Source organism: Microbacterium sp. (assembly GCF_047972865.1).
Classification (GTDB): Bacteria; Actinomycetota; Actinomycetes; order Actinomycetales; family Microbacteriaceae; genus Microbacterium.
Genome location: NZ_JBKEAY010000083.1, coordinates 1 through 15,583, shown reverse-complemented (window position 1 = coordinate 15,583; position 15,583 = coordinate 1). Strand labels below are relative to the sequence as shown.

The 15,583-nt window shown below is 69.1% G+C and carries 18 protein-coding genes and 1 tRNA gene; 9 read left to right on the top strand and 10 right to left on the bottom strand.

Features of this window, described 5'->3' with window-relative positions; all coding sequences use genetic code 11:
- From ACK5KK_RS05280 to ACK5KK_RS05270, 3 genes are all read left to right on the top strand, one after another.
- Nucleotides 1-212, top strand: a 212-nt coding sequence (locus ACK5KK_RS05280) for an aldehyde dehydrogenase family protein (protein WP_416889043.1), incomplete at its 5' end; no start/stop codon positions are given.
- 259 nt (nt 213-471) lie between these two features.
- Complete coding sequence (locus ACK5KK_RS05275) at nt 472-1,224, top strand: SecDF P1 head subdomain-containing protein (protein WP_416889042.1); 753 nt, start codon at nt 472-474, stop codon at nt 1,222-1,224.
- On the top strand, nt 1,221-1,661 hold the full coding sequence (locus tag ACK5KK_RS05270; RefSeq protein ID WP_416889041.1) for an NUDIX hydrolase: 441 nt from the start codon (nt 1,221-1,223) through the stop codon (nt 1,659-1,661). The genes ACK5KK_RS05275 and ACK5KK_RS05270 overlap by 4 nt, the downstream gene beginning before the upstream one ends.
- A gap of 19 nt (nt 1,662-1,680) precedes the next feature.
- On the opposite strand, the gene ACK5KK_RS05265 is transcribed toward ACK5KK_RS05270, so the two are convergent.
- Both ACK5KK_RS05265 and ACK5KK_RS05260 read right to left on the bottom strand, forming a co-directional pair.
- The gene (locus ACK5KK_RS05265) at nt 1,681-2,199 is read right to left on the bottom strand and encodes an aminoacyl-tRNA deacylase (RefSeq protein WP_416889040.1); all 519 of its coding nucleotides are present in this window, start codon (nt 2,197-2,199) and stop codon (nt 1,681-1,683) included.
- Nucleotides 2,200-2,248: 49 nt separating this feature from the next.
- Nucleotides 2,249-2,833: a DNA helicase gene (locus ACK5KK_RS05260; protein WP_416889039.1), complete on the bottom strand. Its 585-nt coding sequence runs from the start codon at nt 2,831-2,833 to the stop codon at nt 2,249-2,251.
- 89 nt (nt 2,834-2,922) lie between these two features.
- On the opposite strand from ACK5KK_RS05260, the gene ACK5KK_RS05255 reads away from it, so the two are divergent.
- Both ACK5KK_RS05255 and ACK5KK_RS05250 read left to right on the top strand, forming a co-directional pair.
- The gene (locus ACK5KK_RS05255) at nt 2,923-3,480 is read left to right on the top strand and encodes a peptidylprolyl isomerase (RefSeq protein ID WP_416889038.1); all 558 of its coding nucleotides are present in this window, start codon (nt 2,923-2,925) and stop codon (nt 3,478-3,480) included.
- 4 nt (nt 3,481-3,484) lie between these two features.
- A complete protein-coding gene (locus ACK5KK_RS05250; protein ID WP_416889037.1) occupies nt 3,485-4,345 on the top strand; it encodes a rhomboid family intramembrane serine protease in 861 nt (286 codons plus the stop codon).
- A gap of 74 nt (nt 4,346-4,419) precedes the next feature.
- Here the strand turns inward: ACK5KK_RS05250 and ACK5KK_RS05245 are convergent, their stop codons facing one another.
- On the bottom strand, nt 4,420-4,659 hold the full coding sequence (locus tag ACK5KK_RS05245) for a cell division protein CrgA (RefSeq protein ID WP_416889036.1): 240 nt from the start codon (nt 4,657-4,659) through the stop codon (nt 4,420-4,422).
- A 69-nt stretch (nt 4,660-4,728) separates the two neighbouring features.
- On the opposite strand from ACK5KK_RS05245, the gene ACK5KK_RS05240 reads away from it, so the two are divergent.
- The 3 genes from ACK5KK_RS05240 to ACK5KK_RS05230 are packed head-to-tail and all read left to right on the top strand — an operon-like array spanning nt 4,729 to nt 6,313.
- Nucleotides 4,729-5,511, top strand: coding sequence for a class E sortase (locus ACK5KK_RS05240; protein WP_416889035.1), 783 nt, complete (start codon nt 4,729-4,731; stop codon nt 5,509-5,511).
- A complete protein-coding gene (locus ACK5KK_RS05235; RefSeq protein ID WP_416889034.1) occupies nt 5,511-5,669 on the top strand; it encodes a hypothetical protein in 159 nt (52 codons plus the stop codon). The genes ACK5KK_RS05240 and ACK5KK_RS05235 overlap by 1 nt, the downstream gene beginning before the upstream one ends.
- Nucleotides 5,666-6,313 carry an anthranilate synthase component II gene (locus ACK5KK_RS05230; protein ID WP_416889033.1) on the top strand — a complete coding sequence of 216 codons (648 nt, stop codon included), beginning with the start codon at nt 5,666-5,668 and terminating at the stop codon, nt 6,311-6,313. Before ACK5KK_RS05235 ends, ACK5KK_RS05230 begins: the two co-directional genes overlap by 4 nt.
- On the opposite strand, the gene pknB is transcribed toward ACK5KK_RS05230, so the two are convergent.
- From pknB to ACK5KK_RS05195, 7 genes are read right to left on the bottom strand one after another with little or no spacing between them, the layout of a single operon-like run.
- Complete coding sequence (pknB, locus tag ACK5KK_RS05225) at nt 6,314-8,029, bottom strand: Stk1 family PASTA domain-containing Ser/Thr kinase (protein WP_416889032.1); 1,716 nt, start codon at nt 8,027-8,029, stop codon at nt 6,314-6,316.
- Nucleotides 8,030-8,085: 56 nt separating this feature from the next.
- Entirely contained in the window at nt 8,086-9,837 is a 1,752-nt protein-coding gene (locus ACK5KK_RS05220) for a serine/threonine-protein kinase (RefSeq protein WP_416889031.1), read from the bottom strand.
- Nucleotides 9,834-11,291: a peptidoglycan D,D-transpeptidase FtsI family protein gene (locus tag ACK5KK_RS05215; RefSeq protein ID WP_416889030.1), complete on the bottom strand. Its 1,458-nt coding sequence runs from the start codon at nt 11,289-11,291 to the stop codon at nt 9,834-9,836. Before ACK5KK_RS05215 ends, ACK5KK_RS05220 begins: the two co-directional genes overlap by 4 nt.
- Entirely contained in the window at nt 11,288-12,664 is a 1,377-nt protein-coding gene (locus tag ACK5KK_RS05210; RefSeq protein ID WP_416889029.1) for an FtsW/RodA/SpoVE family cell cycle protein, read from the bottom strand. Before ACK5KK_RS05210 ends, ACK5KK_RS05215 begins: the two co-directional genes overlap by 4 nt.
- Nucleotides 12,661-13,896, bottom strand: a complete 1,236-nt coding sequence (locus ACK5KK_RS05205) for a Stp1/IreP family PP2C-type Ser/Thr phosphatase (RefSeq protein ID WP_416889028.1) — start codon at nt 13,894-13,896, stop codon at nt 12,661-12,663. Before ACK5KK_RS05205 ends, ACK5KK_RS05210 begins: the two co-directional genes overlap by 4 nt.
- Before the next feature lie 13 nt (nt 13,897-13,909).
- Nucleotides 13,910-14,446 carry an FHA domain-containing protein gene (locus ACK5KK_RS05200; protein WP_416889027.1) on the bottom strand — a complete coding sequence of 179 codons (537 nt, stop codon included), beginning with the start codon at nt 14,444-14,446 and terminating at the stop codon, nt 13,910-13,912.
- Nucleotides 14,443-15,147 carry an FhaA domain-containing protein gene (locus ACK5KK_RS05195; RefSeq protein ID WP_416889026.1) on the bottom strand — a complete coding sequence of 235 codons (705 nt, stop codon included), beginning with the start codon at nt 15,145-15,147 and terminating at the stop codon, nt 14,443-14,445. Before ACK5KK_RS05195 ends, ACK5KK_RS05200 begins: the two co-directional genes overlap by 4 nt.
- Before the next feature lie 135 nt (nt 15,148-15,282).
- Here ACK5KK_RS05195 and ACK5KK_RS05190 point away from each other — a divergent pair.
- Nucleotides 15,283-15,366 (top strand) — tRNA-Leu (locus tag ACK5KK_RS05190).
- The last annotated feature ends 217 nt before the right edge of the window (nt 15,367-15,583 follow it).

The window sequence follows — 15,583 nt, the reverse complement described above, 5'->3', positions numbered from 1 at the left end:
CCGCCGCGCACCGGGTCGGATCGCAACTGGAATGCGGGTACGTGTGGGTCAATGACCACGGCGCGACCCGTCTCGACCTGCGCGCCCCGTTCGGCGGCATGAAACAATCCGGCATCGGCCGAGAACAAGGCATCGAAGGCATCCGCGCCTTCCAAGACACCCGCGCCATCGCCACCATCGACCCCGACGCCCTCGCCACCATGACCCATTGACCCCCCGCCCCCCACCCCACCCCGGCCCGGCCCGGCCCGGCCCGCGAGACTACAGGCCCGCTATCGAAACCCCGCGGTTTACGCGCTGTCTCGATACCCGCGCTGTAGTCTCGCGGAACCGGAACCGGAACCGGAACCGGAACCGGAACCGGAACCGGAACCGGAACCGGAACCGGCCCGGGCGCGAAATCGGGGAGGAGACCGGGTCGAGGTGTGGGGCGCGCGGTACCCCGCACCGTCAGCGAGTAGGGTTCAGTAGGTGAACGCGAAACGACTTCTCGGTGGACTCCCGCTTCTGCTCCTGGCACTGACGGTCACCGCGTGCACTCCCACCCCCTCGCCCACCGAGCCGCCGGCGTTCGACGAGCGCGTCGAAGTGGAGGTCCCCACGCCGGCCGCGGCCGGCCCGACCGGTGCCCTCATCAGCGCCCGGCTCCAGTCGCTCGGGGTGCCCAACGCGGTGAGTGCGGCCGATCGGAGGATCATCGTCAACCTGACCAGCGGCGACCGGGTCGTCAACGACTCCCTCTTCACCGTCGCGGGCAACACGTCGATACGGCCGGTCCTCGAGACAGCCGAGTCCGGAGCGGAGCAGGGGTCGCCGGTGTGCGCCCAAACCGCGTTCACCGATCCGTGCCTGAGCACCGATCCCGACGGCGTCCTGCTCTCGCTCGGCCCCGCCGTCGTGTTCCCCGAAGACATCGCCGGCGCCTCGGCGGAATCGGGCACGACCGAATACGCGCTGAACCTGGAGCTCACCGAACAGGGCGAGACCGCGTTGACCGAGCTGACCTCGGCGATCGCGTGCGATGACGACGCCGATCCGCGGCTGGGCATCCTGATCGACGGTGACCTGTTCACGGTGCCGGAGCTGGCGCTCCCGTGCGGCGAAGAGCTCGGCTCGCCGGTGCAGCTCGCGGGCGGGTTCACCGAGGAAGACGCGAAGCTGTTCGCCGCGATCCTCGCCCACCCCGGAATCCCGGCGGGAACGGTCATCACGTCACGATCATGAGCGAGCGGACCGCGGACATGCGGGTGGCGGCCTACGCCGTCATCACCGACGCCGACGGTCGCGTCCTGCTCGCCCACTGGAACCAGGACCGGAAAGCGGCCTGGACCCTCCCGGGCGGCGGCCTGGGCCCGGGTGAGGAGCCCGCGACAGCCGCGCGTCGCGAGGTACGGGAGGAGACGGGCTACCGCGTCGTGGTCGGTGACCTCCTCGGCATCGACTCACGCGTGATCCCCGCCCACCGTCGCATCAACCGCGACGCGGCTCGCCCGCTGCACACGCTCCGCATCGTCTACCGGGCGCGCGTCACCGGCGGGCGCCTCCGGTTCGAGAAGGACGGCTCCACCGACCGGGCCGGCTGGTTCGCCCTCGATCACGTGCGCCGACTGCAGCGCGGCACCCTGGTCGACCTCGCGCTGCGGATGGCGGACCTCATCTGAGCGGTTCGTCGTGAGAGCGTCAGCCGCCGGACGCCGGCTGTGCACCCGCACGCGCACCGGCACCGTCGTCGATCGGCTGCGAGATGTCGGCCACGGTCGCCGCGTAGGCGGCGATGAGGTCGTCTGACTCGACGAACATGCTGTAGCCGTGCGCGCCGGCTCCCATCGCGATCCGGCGGCCGACGATCGACATGTCGGCGTAGAGCGGCCAGTCCACCGTGCTGCCGACCGGGACGATCGTGCCCCGCTCGTACCCGGTCGCCGCCAGCGCGACTTCCGGCGGCGGCAGCCGGAGCTTGTTGACACCCACCACGGCGCGCAGCTTCGGCCACGAGATGGCGCGATCTCCCGGGATCAGCGCGAACAGGAACGTGTCGTCGCTGCGTTTGACCACCAGGGTCTTCACGATGTCGGCGGCGCGGACGCCCAGAAGGGCCGCCGCCTCGGGCAGGCTCTTCGCCGCGGGGCGCTCGCGCACCTCGATGGCCAGGCCGCGGGCGGATGCCGCATCCCGCACGCGCGACACAGGGCCGGTCATCGAGACGACCGGCCCGGCTGTGCGGCACGCGCGATGGTGCCGGGATGACTCACTCTTCGGGAGCGCGAAGCGGGTCGTCGGCCACCCACAACTCGTCATCGGCCCGCAGCGTCTGCCACGCCGCGTAGAGCACACCCGCCGCGGCGGTGATGCCGAGGATGATGGCCAGCACGCCGCCGGCGCCGATCCCCTGCTTCCGCGTCGTGGGTGCCGGGGCCTTGGCCAACAGCATCCGTTGGGCCTTCTTGGCGTGCTTGTCGGCCCGCTTCTGGAAGTCCTTCATGTCGACCTGAGCCAGACCTCGGCCCTTCGACAGCCGGTCACGGGTGTCGTTGGCGGCATCCCACACCGACAGCGCACTGCCGACCAGGGCGCCCGCAGCGGGAACGATCCGCTGGTTGTACAGCTTGGTCGTCGTGCGCGCCGCGCGGTCGACGTACGGGGCGGCGTACCGCTGGTAGCGGTCCTGCACGGCGGGAACGACGGTCTCACGGTTGTAGTTGCCGAGCTGACGGCCGGCGTCTCGAGCGATCTCGCCGGCCTGGCCGAGGAGGACCTCCTGCGACTCCCACAGTCTGTTCGCTCGGTCCTGGAGCTTGCGAAGTTCCTTCTTGCGTTTGCGGCTGAGGCTCACGGGGCCCTCCCAGAATCGGGGACGTTTTCCCCCATCTTGCCAGACACCGGCGACCGGGCGACCTGCATGCGGGTGAGAGAATGGTGTGCATGCCGATTCATACCGCTGTCGCGACGCTGCACACCAACCACGGCGACATCCTCGTCAACCTCTTCGGAGACCACGCGCCCAAGACGGTGCAGAACTTCGTCGGGCTCGCCGACGGCACCGGATCGTGGACCGACCCGGCGACCGGTCAGCCCGGAGACGGTCCGCTGTACACCGACGTCGTGTTCCACCGCATCATCCCCGGTTTCATGATTCAGGGCGGCGACCCGCTCGGGCAGGGCACCGGTGGACCCGGGTACACCTTCAACGACGAGATCAGCCCGGAGCTGGCCTTCGACAAGCCGTACCTGCTGGCGATGGCCAACGCTGGTCAGCGCCGCAACGCCGTCACCGGGCAGGCCGAGGGCACCAACGGCTCGCAGTTCTTCATCACGACCGACCCGACACCGTGGCTGCAGGGCAAGCACACCATCTTCGGCGAGGTGGCCGACGACGCCTCCCGTGCGGTCGTCGACACCATCAGCAAGGTGCCCACCGCCGCCGGCGATCGCCCGATCGAGCCTGTCGTGCTGTCGTCGGTCGACATCGTCACCGTATGAGCGCGTGACGTCGAGCGATTTCGGGCGCAACCCCGACAACTACTGTTATCGGCACCCGGACCGGCAGAGTTTCGTGCTGTGCCAGCGGTGCCTGCGCACCGTGTGCCCGGAGTGCCAGACGCAGATGCCCGTCGGGGTGGTCTGCCCGGAGTGTCAGCAGGAGCAGCAGAAAGCGGCGAAAGTGGCGCGGATGCCGCATCGGCGCGCCATCGTGCGCCGGCGGCTCGACGGGCGGCCGATGGCGACCTACACCCTGGTTGCGGTGACGTCGCTGTTCTACCTCGTGTCGCTCATCCCGGTCGTCGGCCCGATCGTGGAGAGCGCGCTCGCGTTCAACAGCGCGTTCGTGTTGCCGGGACCGACGTTCCAGCCCTGGCGGCTGCTCACGGTCACGCTCGTGCACGCGAGCATCTGGCACGTCGCGCTCAACATGCTGGCGCTGTGGGCGCTGGGTCGGAGCCTGGAGCCGCTCCTGGGCGGGGGGCGCTTTCTTGCGCTGTACGGGCTGAGCGCCCTGGGCGGATCGGTGCTGGTGGCGCTCCTGGCCCCGGGCACGTGGGTCGTAGGTGCGTCCGGCGCCGTGTGGGGCCTGCTCGGCGCGATGTTCGTGATCGGCCGGCACCTCGGCGCCAACGTCACGGCCATCGCGGTGCTGCTCGGGTTGAACCTCGTGATCACGTTCCTGCCGGGATCGAACATCTCCTGGCAGGCGCACATCGGCGGGGGGCTGGTCGGGGCGCTAGTCGGTTTCGTGTTCGCGCGTACGCGCGCCCGCCGGCAGCGCCACACGCAGCTGTGGTTGTTGATCGCGGTCGCCGTCGGGCTGTGTGCGCTGTTGGTCATCCCCGTGATCATCTACACGTGAACCTGAGGGACGCGAGAGTTATCCACAGGTTTGTCCCCAGGTGGGGATGAATCACACCGGTGTGATTCGCCCGGTCATCGCCAACGGGTGGTCATCAAGAAGCCGACGAACGCGATACCGAAGCCGACGACGAGGTTCCAGCCGCCGATGTCGGGGATCGGGAACCGCTGGTCGGTGAGGTAGAACACGATCACCCACACCAGGCCGACGATCATCAGGCCCAGCATGATGGGCTTGAACCACACGGGGTTGGGGGCCTGTTCGCCCTCAGACCGCGCGACGGTCGGGTCGTCGTCGTTGCCAGAACGTGCCATGACGGAGATTCTACCCGGCCCGGCTTCCGTTCGACGCCGACGGGGCGAGCGCACGCCTACACTTCTCTTGTGGGCAGTGAACCCGAAGTGCACCCGACGTCCACGCCGGCGCCGCGTCGTCGCGCGTCGGTGGTCGGCGTGCTCGGCGAGCTGCTGATCACGTGCGGCGTGGTCGCCCTCCTCTTCGTCGCGTGGCAGGTGTGGATCGGCGACGCGATCGCGAGCGCGCAGGAGCACTCCGCCGCCGAAGAGCTCGCCCAATCGTGGGCCGAGCCCTCGGCGCCGCCGGACGACGGGACCGGCCCGGCCGACGGGCCGGAGCCGACGCCGGTCGCGCCGGGCGACATCCCGGTCTTGGGCGCGGTCTCCCACGGCGACCAGTTCGGCGTCATGTACGTGCCGCGCTTCGGCGAGCAGTGGAAGTTCCGGGTCGCCTCCGGCATCACCCGCAAAGACATCCTCGACCAGGGCTTCATCGGCCACTACGACGACACCCCGCTGCCCGGCGCCGTCGGCAACACCGCCTACGCGGCACACCGCTGGACCTCCGGCGCACCCTTCGATCCGATCGACCGGCTCGTCATCGGCGACGCCATCGTGATCGAGACGAAGGAGGGCTGGTACACGTACCGGTTCCGCGACTTCGAGTACGTGCAAGACACCCAGATCGAGGTGCTGCTGCCGGTCCCGCAGCGTCCGGACGTCATGTCGGAAGGGCGCTACCTCACCCTCACCAGCTGCGCCCCGAAGTTCAACATGATGGAGCGGATCATCGCGTACGCTCTGTTCGACGAGTTCACGCCGCGCGCCGACGGCGCACCGGCGGCGCTCACCGAGGGGGTGCCCACCTGATGTACGGCGCGTTGTGGCGTGTGCTGCCGGGTCCGTGGTGGATCCGGCTGCTGATCCTGCTGATCCTCGCCGCGGTCATCGTCTACGTTCTGTTCGTCTGGGTCTTCCCGTGGGTGTCGCTGACGCTCCTGCCACAGGATGCCACCCTGGGCGAATGACCGCCGCCGTCACGCGGGTCCTGGTCGTCGACAACCATGACAGCTTCGTTCACACCCTGGTCGGCTACCTCGTCGAGCTCGGCGCGGCCACCGAGCTGGTCGAGGCGGACGAGATCGAGTCGCCCCAGGCCCGCGCGGTCGTCGCCGGTTTCGGCGGGGTCCTGGTCTCGCCCGGCCCCGGAACCCCGTACGCGGCGGGTGCGTCGATCGACATCGTGCGCGCCGCGCACGATGTGAGGGTGCCGCTGTTGGGGGTGTGCCTGGGTCATCAGGCGATCGCCGCGGCGTTCGGCGCGCGTGTCGTGCACGCGCCCGAGCTCATGCACGGCATGACCAGCGCGGTCCACCACGACGGTACGGGCGTGTTCACCGGCATCCCGAACCCGATGACAGCGACCCGCTACCACTCGCTCGCCGTCGACGAGGGTTCGCTGCCGACCGACCTGGTGGTGACCGGCCGCACCGCCAGTGGCACGGTCATGGCCCTCGCGCACACGCGGGCACCGATCGTCGGGGTGCAGTTCCACCCCGAGAGCGTGCTCACCGAGGGCGGGTATGGCCTGCTCGGAACCTGGCTCGAATCGCTCGGATGCCGGGGTGCCGCCGCGCGCGGCGCGCTCCTGCGCCCGCACCGGGCGGCCTGATCAGCCGGAACAGACCGTTAGACGCACCTCGGAGTGAATCGGCACCTCACCGACCTTGTCCTGGCCGACAACGATTTCCGGATCGACGGCGGGGCAGCCCGGGTCTTCTTCGCGCACGACACTCAACTGGTAGGCGTCGGATTCGAGCAACTCGGTCGCGCTGGTGAGGGTCGTGGTCTGGCGCAGGTCCTTGATCGACACGGTGCCGGTGGCGACGGTCAGGTCGATGCGGGTGCCGACCGCCAGTTCGTCGCCGGCATCCACCGTTGTGCCGTCGTCGAGCCGGGCCGTCATGACGGCGTCGGCGGGCAGACTCGGGTCGCTGACGCGGTCGACGCTTCCCAGCCGCAGATCCGCGTCGTCGAGCGCAGCGGCGGCCTCCGACCGTGACATCGACGTGAGGTCGGGAACGGTGGCCATCACCTGCCCGGTCGACACATAGACGCGGATCTCCTGGCCGGGGGTCACGGTGACCCCGGCCTCGGGGATGGTGCGGGTCACGTTGCCCTCGTTGATGGCGGGGCTGGGCTCCTCGAACCGTACCGCGACGAGGTCCTCCGCTGCCAGCGCGTCGCGTGCCCGGTCCCACGACGCGTCGACCACGTCGGGAACGGTGCGCGCATTGGGTGTGACGCCGTCGGACGGCCGGATCGACAGCACCCAGATGAGCACGGAGATCAGCAGCACGGCCAGGATGGCGATGCCCGCCCAGATCCACGCGACGGGGGGCCCGGTCTGGGTGCGGCGCATCGTCGTGTCAGTGGACAACTGGCGCAGCGACCGCGCGGTGTCGGCGGCCTGGCGCGGGCTGGCGCCGTACAGCTCGCTCGTGAGTGCCCCGACGGTGCGCTTGGTGGGTTCCTTGCCGACGGCTGCCGCGTCGAGCGCCTCGCGGAACGACGCCGCGTCCTGGAAACGCTGGAACGGGTCCTTCGCCATCGCGCGCAGCACGACGGCATCCAGCCCGCGCGAGACGACGTCGTTGACCGCCGAGGGGGTGGTCGGCGTCTCGCTCACATGCTGATAGGCCACCGCGACGGGGGTCTCGCCGCGGAACGGCGGCACCCCGGTGAGCATCTCGTACAGCACGACTCCGGCCGAGTACAGGTCGGCGCGGCCGTCGACGGGTTCACCCTTGGCCTGCTCGGGGGAGAAGTACGATGCCGTGCCGATGATGGCGGTGGTCTCCGCAACCGTCGACGACGAATCCGACACCGCTCGGGCGATGCCGAAGTCCATCACCTTGACCTGGCCGGCGTCGGTGATCATGATGTTGCCGGGTTTGATGTCACGGTGGACAACGCCGGCGCGGTGGGAGTACTCGAGCGCCTCAAGGATGCCGTCGGCGTAGTGCACGACGTCGCGTGGCGGGATTGGGCCCTCGGCGATGATGTCCTTCAGGAGCTGGCCGTGCACCAGTTCCATGACGATGTAGGGCACCGGGTGGATGGAGCCGTCGGGGTCGGTCTCGGTGTCTTCCCCGGCATCGTAGACGCGCACGATCGTCGGATGTGACATCCGCGAAGCGGCCTGGGCCTCCAGCCGAAACCGCGTGCGGAAGGAGGCATCCCGGCTCAGGTCACGTTTGAGCACCTTGATCGCGACGGGGCGACCCAGGGTCAGATCGTAGCCGCGGTAGACGCTGGCCATCCCGCCCCGGCCGACGAGGTCGTCGACACGGTATCGGCCGGACAGCACACGAGACTCTGCGGACACTTGACTCCCTCGGCCGGACCTGCCCAGCCTATCCGACGGATGCCGCGCAGATGACCTCAGCCATCTGCATCCGGCGCCTCCGGGTCACCGGGGACGGATGCGATGATCGTCGCCTCCGCGGGTGGGGAGGAATCCGACGTGCGATCTCCGGCGTCACCCGTGCAGGTGACCTCCATCCGCACGGAGAGGCGGGAGCCGACGTCGCCGTTGACGGCGACCGGCGCGGGGCGTTGCTCGATTCCGAAGCTGGCCTGGGTGGAATCGTTGGCCGGGAAGATACCGCCCGTGACGTTGAGGGTGTAAGAGCTGACGACCGAGCCGATGGGGCACTGGAAGGTGTCCCATCCGACCGTGACGGTCGTGCCCTGCTCGGCTTCGGTGATCGTGCCGCCGTTCTCGTCTTGCAGCGTCGGTGTCGTCGGCGTGGCGATGGCAGCCTGATCGCCGTAGCGGGTGAGCACGAAGTCCTGGTCGAACCGCACGTTGCCCTCGGGTGAGAAGCGGTAGACGAGGCCGACGTCCTCTGCGGTCGCGGCAGGGTCGCCCTCGACGCAACTCGCGGTCAGTCCTTCGTCGCGGGCGATCTGCAGCGCCTCATCACAAGTCTTACCGATGAGGTCGAGCGTACCCACGTCCACTGACGTCGGGGTCGGCGTGTCGGAGGGGGTGTCCGACGGCGTCGGTCCGGTGGTCTGCGACGAGGTGGGCGTCGGGGTCGGTTCGGGGTCGGACCCGTTCAGCAGTGCCCACAGGGCGCCGCCGAGGACCAGGACCAGCAGCGCGATGAGCGCGATCAGGGGCCAGGTCCACGGGCTGCGCTTGCGGGGAGTCGCGACATCGTCGTCGGCATCGGTGGCCAGCGGGGTCGTGGCCGGCAGCAGGCGGGTCGCCTCGTCGCCGGTCAGCGCGGGACTGAGCAACTGCGTGACGTCGTCGTCGGCGACGGCGACGGCGACGATGGCGGGCACGATGGATGCCGCGGCGGCGACGTCGCCGCGACGCAGCGCGGTCGCCGCGCGGGCAACGGCCGACGCGGACGCGGGACGGTCCTCCGGCTTCTTGGCGATCATGCTCAGGACGAGTTTCTGCACCGGCTCGGGAACCGAGTCCGGCAACGGCGGCGGGGTGTCGTTGATCTGCGCCATCGCGATCGCGACCTGCGACTCGCCCGTGAAGGGGCGCTTTCCGGCGAGGCATTCGTAGGCGACGATGCCGAGGGAGTAGATGTCGGTCGCCGGCGACGCGGCGTGCCCGGAAGCCTGCTCGGGGGACAGGTATTGCACCGTCCCCATGACCTGTCCGGTCGCCGTCAGTGGCACCTGGTCGGCGATCCGGGCGATGCCGAAGTCGGTGATCTTGACGCGTCCGTCAGGGGTGATCAGCAGGTTGCCCGGCTTGATGTCGCGGTGCACGAGTCCGGCCGCGTGTGCGGCCTGCAGCGAGGCTGCCGTCTGGGCGACGATGTCCAGCGTCCTGTCGGTGGACAGCACCCCGTCGCGCTCGAGGATCGTGGAGAGCGCCTCGCCGGGCACCAGCTCCATCACCAGGAACGCCGAGCCGTTCTCCTCGCCGTAGTCGAACACGCTCGCGATGCCCTCGTGGTTGACGAGTGCGGCGTGACGCGCCTCCGCGCGGAATCGTTCCAGGAAGCCCGGGTCGCCCATGTACTCGTCTTTGAGGATCTTGATGGCCACGGTGCGCCCGATCACGTGGTCGGTCGCCTCCCACACCTCACCCATGCCGCCGATGGCGATCCGGGAGTCGAGCTCGTATCGTCCGCCGAAGCTGACACCCTGCGTCGGTCTCATCTGCTCAGCACCGCCTCTATGACTTCCTTCGCGATCGGAGCCGCGATCCCGTTACTCGTGCCTGACTGTCCCAGACCGCCGCCGTTCTCGATCATGACAGCAACGGCGACCTGGGGGTTGTCTGCGGGTGCGAACCCGGTGAACCACAGCGTGTACGGGTCGCCGGGTCCGTGTTCGGCGGTGCCCGTTTTTCCGGCCACGTCGATGCCGTCTATTCTTGCACCGCTGGCCGCCCCTTCACGGACATTCGAGACCATCATCGTGGTCATCTCGTCCGCGACCGCCTCGTCGACGGCGCGGCCGAACTCGGTGGGCCCGAACTCGCGCTGCACGGTGAGGTCGGGGGCGATCACCGAGTCCACCAGATTCGGGTTCATGACGACCCCTCCGTTCGCGATCCCGGCCGAGACCATCGCGATCTGCAGCGGTGTGGCGATCACGTCGCTCTGCCCGAATCCGCTGAGCGCGGTCTGCGCGTCATCCAGGTCGGTGGGGTAGTACGACGCGGTCGAGGCCAGCGGGATCTCGAACGACGTGTTGAAGCCGAAACGTTCGGCCTCGGCCCGGATGACGTCGTCGCCCAGCTGAACGGCCAACTGCGCCATCGGGATGTTGCAGCTCAGTCGGAGCGCGGTGGCCAGGTCGACCTCGTCGCCCGGGCCGCAGGTGCCGCCGTCGAAGTTGTGGATCTCGGTGGCGGTGCCCGGCAGAGTCCACGCCGCCGGGTTCTCGAACGTCGACTCCGGTGTGTAGGTGCCCGTCGACAGGGCCGCGGAGGCGACGACGAGCTTGAACGTCGACCCGGGCGGGTTGAGGTTTCCCGCGATGGCGCGATCGTACAGCGGATTCTGCGGGTCGGCGACGAGGTCGTCGTATGTCGCGTTGACGGCGCCGGTGTCGTGCAAGGCGAGCAGATTCGGGTCGTAGCTCGGGCTCGTCACCATCGCGAGCACGCGCCCGGTCGACGGCTCCAGGGCGATGACGGCGCCCTGGTAGTCGCCGAGGGCGTCGAACGCCACCCGCTGTACCTCCGGGTCGAGGCTGACCAGCACGTTCGATCCCCGCGGGTCCTTGCCGGTCACGATGCGGTCGACGCGGGCGAGGAACTGCGAGTCGCCGGTGCCCGACAGCTCCGCCGTCATGGCCTGTTCCAGCCCGGTGCTCGACCCGAGCACCGGGTTGATGTATCCGGTGACGGGCGCCCACATCGGACCGTCCGCGTACTCGCGCATCCAGCTGTACAGGTCGTCGCTGGGCACCGACGAAGCGATGACCTCGTCACCGGCGACGATTGCGCCGCGCTGGATCTCGTAGGACTCGTAGAGGGTCCGGCGGTTGGCCGGGTTGGCTTCCAGGCTCTGCGCCCCGATCACCTGGATGTAGCTGGTCGAGGCGAACAGGCCCAGGAACATCACCAGCATCACGATGCTCAGGCGCCGCAACTGATGGGTCATCCGATCACCACCCGGGGCCGGGAGCGTACGGCATCCGAAATGCGAAGGAGCAGCGCCACGATCAGCCAGTTGGCCACCAGCGACGAACCGCCCGCGGCCAGGAACGGTGTCGTCAGCCCGGTCAGCGGAATCAGGCGGGTCACTCCTCCGACCATGATGAACACCTGCAGCGCGATCGTGAACGACAGCCCGGTCGCGAGCAGCTTGCCGAAGTCGTCCTGCCCGGTGATGCCGATGCGGATGCCGCGGCTCACGAACACCATGTAGAGCGCCAGCAGAGCGAACACGCCCACCAGGCCGAGTTCTTCGGCGAGGCTCGGGAAGATGTAGTCGTTGTGGGCCAGCGGCGTCAGATCGGGGTAGCCGCGCCCCCACCCGGTGCCGAGGATGCCGCCGTTGGCCATGCCGAACAGCCCGGTCACCAGCTGATAGCTGCTGCCGTCGATGAGGTCGGGGTTGAAAGCGTCGAGCCAGTTGGTGAACCGGGCCTGCACGTAGGGCAGCATCCGGGAGGCGAGGACGGCGCCGGAGACGGCCAGCACCACACCGATGATCACCCAGCTGGACTTGCCGGTGGCCACGTACAGCATGGCGACGAACATGCCGAACAGCAGCAGCCCGGTGCCCAGGTCGCGCTGCATCACGATGATGAGCATCGACACGCCCCAGATCACCAGCAGCGGGCCCAGCTCGCGAGCGCGCGGCCAGGTGACCCCCAAGAAGCGATGCCCGACCGAGGTCAGCGCCTCCCTCGTGCGCACGAGGTAACCGGCGAAGAAGATCGCCAGCGAGATCTTGGCGAGTTCCCCCGGCTGAAAGGTGAACATGCCGCCGAACGACACCCACACGGCCGCGTTCTGTTCCACCCGCAGCCCCGGGACGAACGGCAGCACCAGCAGGACGAGGCCGGCCAGGCCGAAAAGGTAGGTGTAGCGGAACAGCACCCGGTAGTTGCGCAGCAGCAGCACGATGGCGATCGCGCCGGCGACGGCGATCGCCATCCACACCAGCTGACGGGTCGACAGGGCGTCCCACCCGGCGAGGTCTTCCGCGATGTCGAGGCGGTAGATCATCGCCAGCCCGATGCCGGACATCAGCGTCGCGATCGGCACGACGAACGGATCGGCCTGACGGGCTTTCCGCCGCAGCACGATGTGCAGGATGAGGACGAGGCCGGTGATGGCGCCGCAATAGTTGAGGAACGACCAGTCGATCGTGCCGGTGGCACCGAGTTGCACGAGCGCGACGGCGGCCGAGGTGATCGCGAAGACGAAGATCAGCAGCCACAGCTCGCGGTTGCGCTGCGTCTGCGGCATCCGCACCCGGCGCAGCGCCTTGAGCGCCGTGGTGTCGGTCTGGGTCGACGCGCTCATCGCGAGCCCTCCCGGGGTCGGAGGTTGTCGACGATCGCCATCGCGTCGTTCAACGACTCCGCCGGGATCGTCTCGATGACCGCCTGCCGCTGGTACGACGGCAGGTTCGCCAGCAGGATCTGGGTGTCCTCGTGCGGCGAGGACAGAGCGATCGGACCGATCGTCTGCTGGATGCCGCGGTAGATCACGACGGTGTTCTCATCGGCACCCACGTAGTAGCGGGTCTGCGTCCACTGGTAGCAGCCGTACGCGACGGCCGCCAGGGCGGCCAGGGCGAGGACGAAGCCGATGATCCACCAGACGCGACGACGGCGACCGCGGCGGCGATCCTCTTCGATGAGCTCTTCGAGGTATTCGGCGGCCGGTTCGTAGTGGGTCGGTTCGTTCGCTGCCTGGCTGCGCAGATGCAACCAGCCGCCGCGGCCCGAGCGCGCCGCCGGCACTTCGACGCCCAGGGGGGTGGAGGCGGCGCCCACGATCGTCGGGGTGCCCGAGAAGATCGGATGCTGGCCGCCCACGTCGACGATCACGATCGTGACGTTGTCGGGTGCACCGCCGTCCAGCGCCTGCTTGAGGAGCACGTCGGCCGTGCGGGCCGGTGCCATGTCCTGGGCCAGCGCTTTGGCGGTGTGGGCGTCGTCGACGACACCCGACAGGCCGTCCGAGCACAGCAGCCAGCGGTCGCCGGGCTGGGTCGGCATGATGAAGGTATCGACCTCGGGGTCGGGCGACATGTCGCCGAGTACCCGCATGAGGACGGACCGCCTCGGGTGATGGCGGGCCTCCTCCGGCGTGATGCGCCCGGAGTCGACGAGGCGTTGCACGAACGTGTGATCGGTCGTGATCTGGGTGAGGGCGCCGCCCCGGTACAGGTACAGGCGGGAGTCGCCGATGTGAGCGACGACGGCGAACTCGTCGACCATCACGAGCGCGGTGACGGTCGTACCCATCCCGGCCAGCTCCGGCTTGCGCCCGACGGTGCTGATCAGCTCGGTCGCGGTCTCGGAGATGGCGCGCTGCAGGGCGCGTTCGGCCTCGGCCGTCGAATCGTACGGGTGGTCGAGCTCTTCCAGGCGGTGCACGGCGAGGCTGGAGGCGACATCGCCTCCCGCGTGGCCACCCATCCCGTCTGCGACGACGAACAGGTTCGAACCGCAGTAGCCGGAGTCCTGGTTGTTGGAGCGCACCTTCCCGGTGTGGGAGATAGCCGTGCTCGATCCCTGGAAGACCATGTCGAGGACCCGCCTACTTCCGCAGCTCGAACGTCGTCGCGCCCACCTTGATGGGCGCGCCGACCACCACCGGCACGGGCGTGGTGACGCGCGTGCCGTCGTGCCAGGTGCCGTTGGTGGAATCGAGGTCCTGGATCATCCACTGATCGCCCCACAGCAGCAGGCGGGCATGCTGGCTGGACGTGTAGTCGTCCCGCACGACGAGGCCGGACTCGCTGGAGCGGCCGATCGTGAGGGGTTCGCCGGTCAGTGGCAACTCGAGCCCCGTCTTGGGGCCGCTGGTGATGACGATGCGCGTGACGGCGTCGCGGGTGGCCTGGACGGGCCCGCTCGGACGCGACCGCGGGGTGACGGGGCTGACGATCGCCGTGGCGTCGGAAGGTCCCGCCGTGGGGGCGCGGGTCGGGCCGGCGGCGGGGGCCGGGTCGGGGAGTTTTCGCACTTTGACGCCGAACAGGTCGGCGCGCAGCGAATAGACGATCGTGAAGACGAAGAACCACAGCAGGACCAGGAAGCCGATCTGCAGCAGCAGGAGGGTCAGTTCGCTCACCGGCGCCCCCTCTCGGCGGCGGCGCCGCGGCCGGGCGTGGCCTGCGCGACCACGCGGAAGACGATGTCGGTGCGGCCGATCCGGATGGTCGAGTCCGGCGGGAGCGGCGCCTCGGTCACCCTGCGTCCGTCGAGCTGGGTGCCGTTGGTCGACCCGAGGTCGCGCACCATCGCGCGCTCGCCGTCCCAGAGGATCTCGACGTGGCGGCGGCTGGTGCCGGCATCGGCGAGGGTGATGTCGGCATCCGTCCCGCGACCGAGCACCGTGCGCCCGCGGGAGAGCGGATGTCGGCGGCCCTCCACATCGACGACGGCGCGCCAGGCGACGTCGCCGGCGGCGGTGTGCGAGTCCACGCGGAGGGTGCCGGTCGACAGCTGCTCGTCCGCGGTGAGCGTGATCGAGACCGGTCCCGCGAAGCTGAAACCCTGGCGGCGGGCGTGCTCGGTGACGAGGCGGTTCAGCTCGTCGTCGAGGGTGGTGCCCAGTTCGTTCATGCGGTCCTGGTCGGTGGGGGAGAGGCGCACCGTGAAGGTGTTGGGGGCGAGGATGCGGTCGCGGCTCACGACGGCAGACTTCGCGTCGAGCTCACTTCGCAGCGCCGAGGCGATCTCGACGGGCTGGACGCCGCTGCGGAAGGTCTTCGCGAACGCGCCGTTGACGGCGCGTTCGAGACCCTTCTCGAAGCTGTCAAGTAGTCCCACGGGGCTCCTCTGGCGGTCTGACCGGTTGATTCATGTTAGTTGGCGCGCCTGGGAGACCGTGCCATGACGGCGCGGGAACCGCAACGGCGAAGGCGTGATATTCTCGGGAGGTTGAAAACGTGGAAACACGGATTCGCGCGAGTGGCGGAATAGGCAGACGCGCTGGCTTCAGGTGCCAGTGCCCGAAAGGGCGTGGGGGTTCAACTCCCCCCTCGCGCACACAAACGAAATGGCCCCTGACCTGGGATTTTATCTCTCAGAGTGGGGGTCGTTTTTCGTTGGGGGACGCGTGGTTAACAGGCCATCGGCTTATCGTTTGAGCTGTCGGGTGGGGTGACCCGCGTCGTGGGGGTCGAGAGTAGAGGGTGGTCGCCTCTTGTCCGCTCGCCTGTGCGGGCGGATGCTGGGTGTCTGGCCGTGGTTGACGTCGACACCC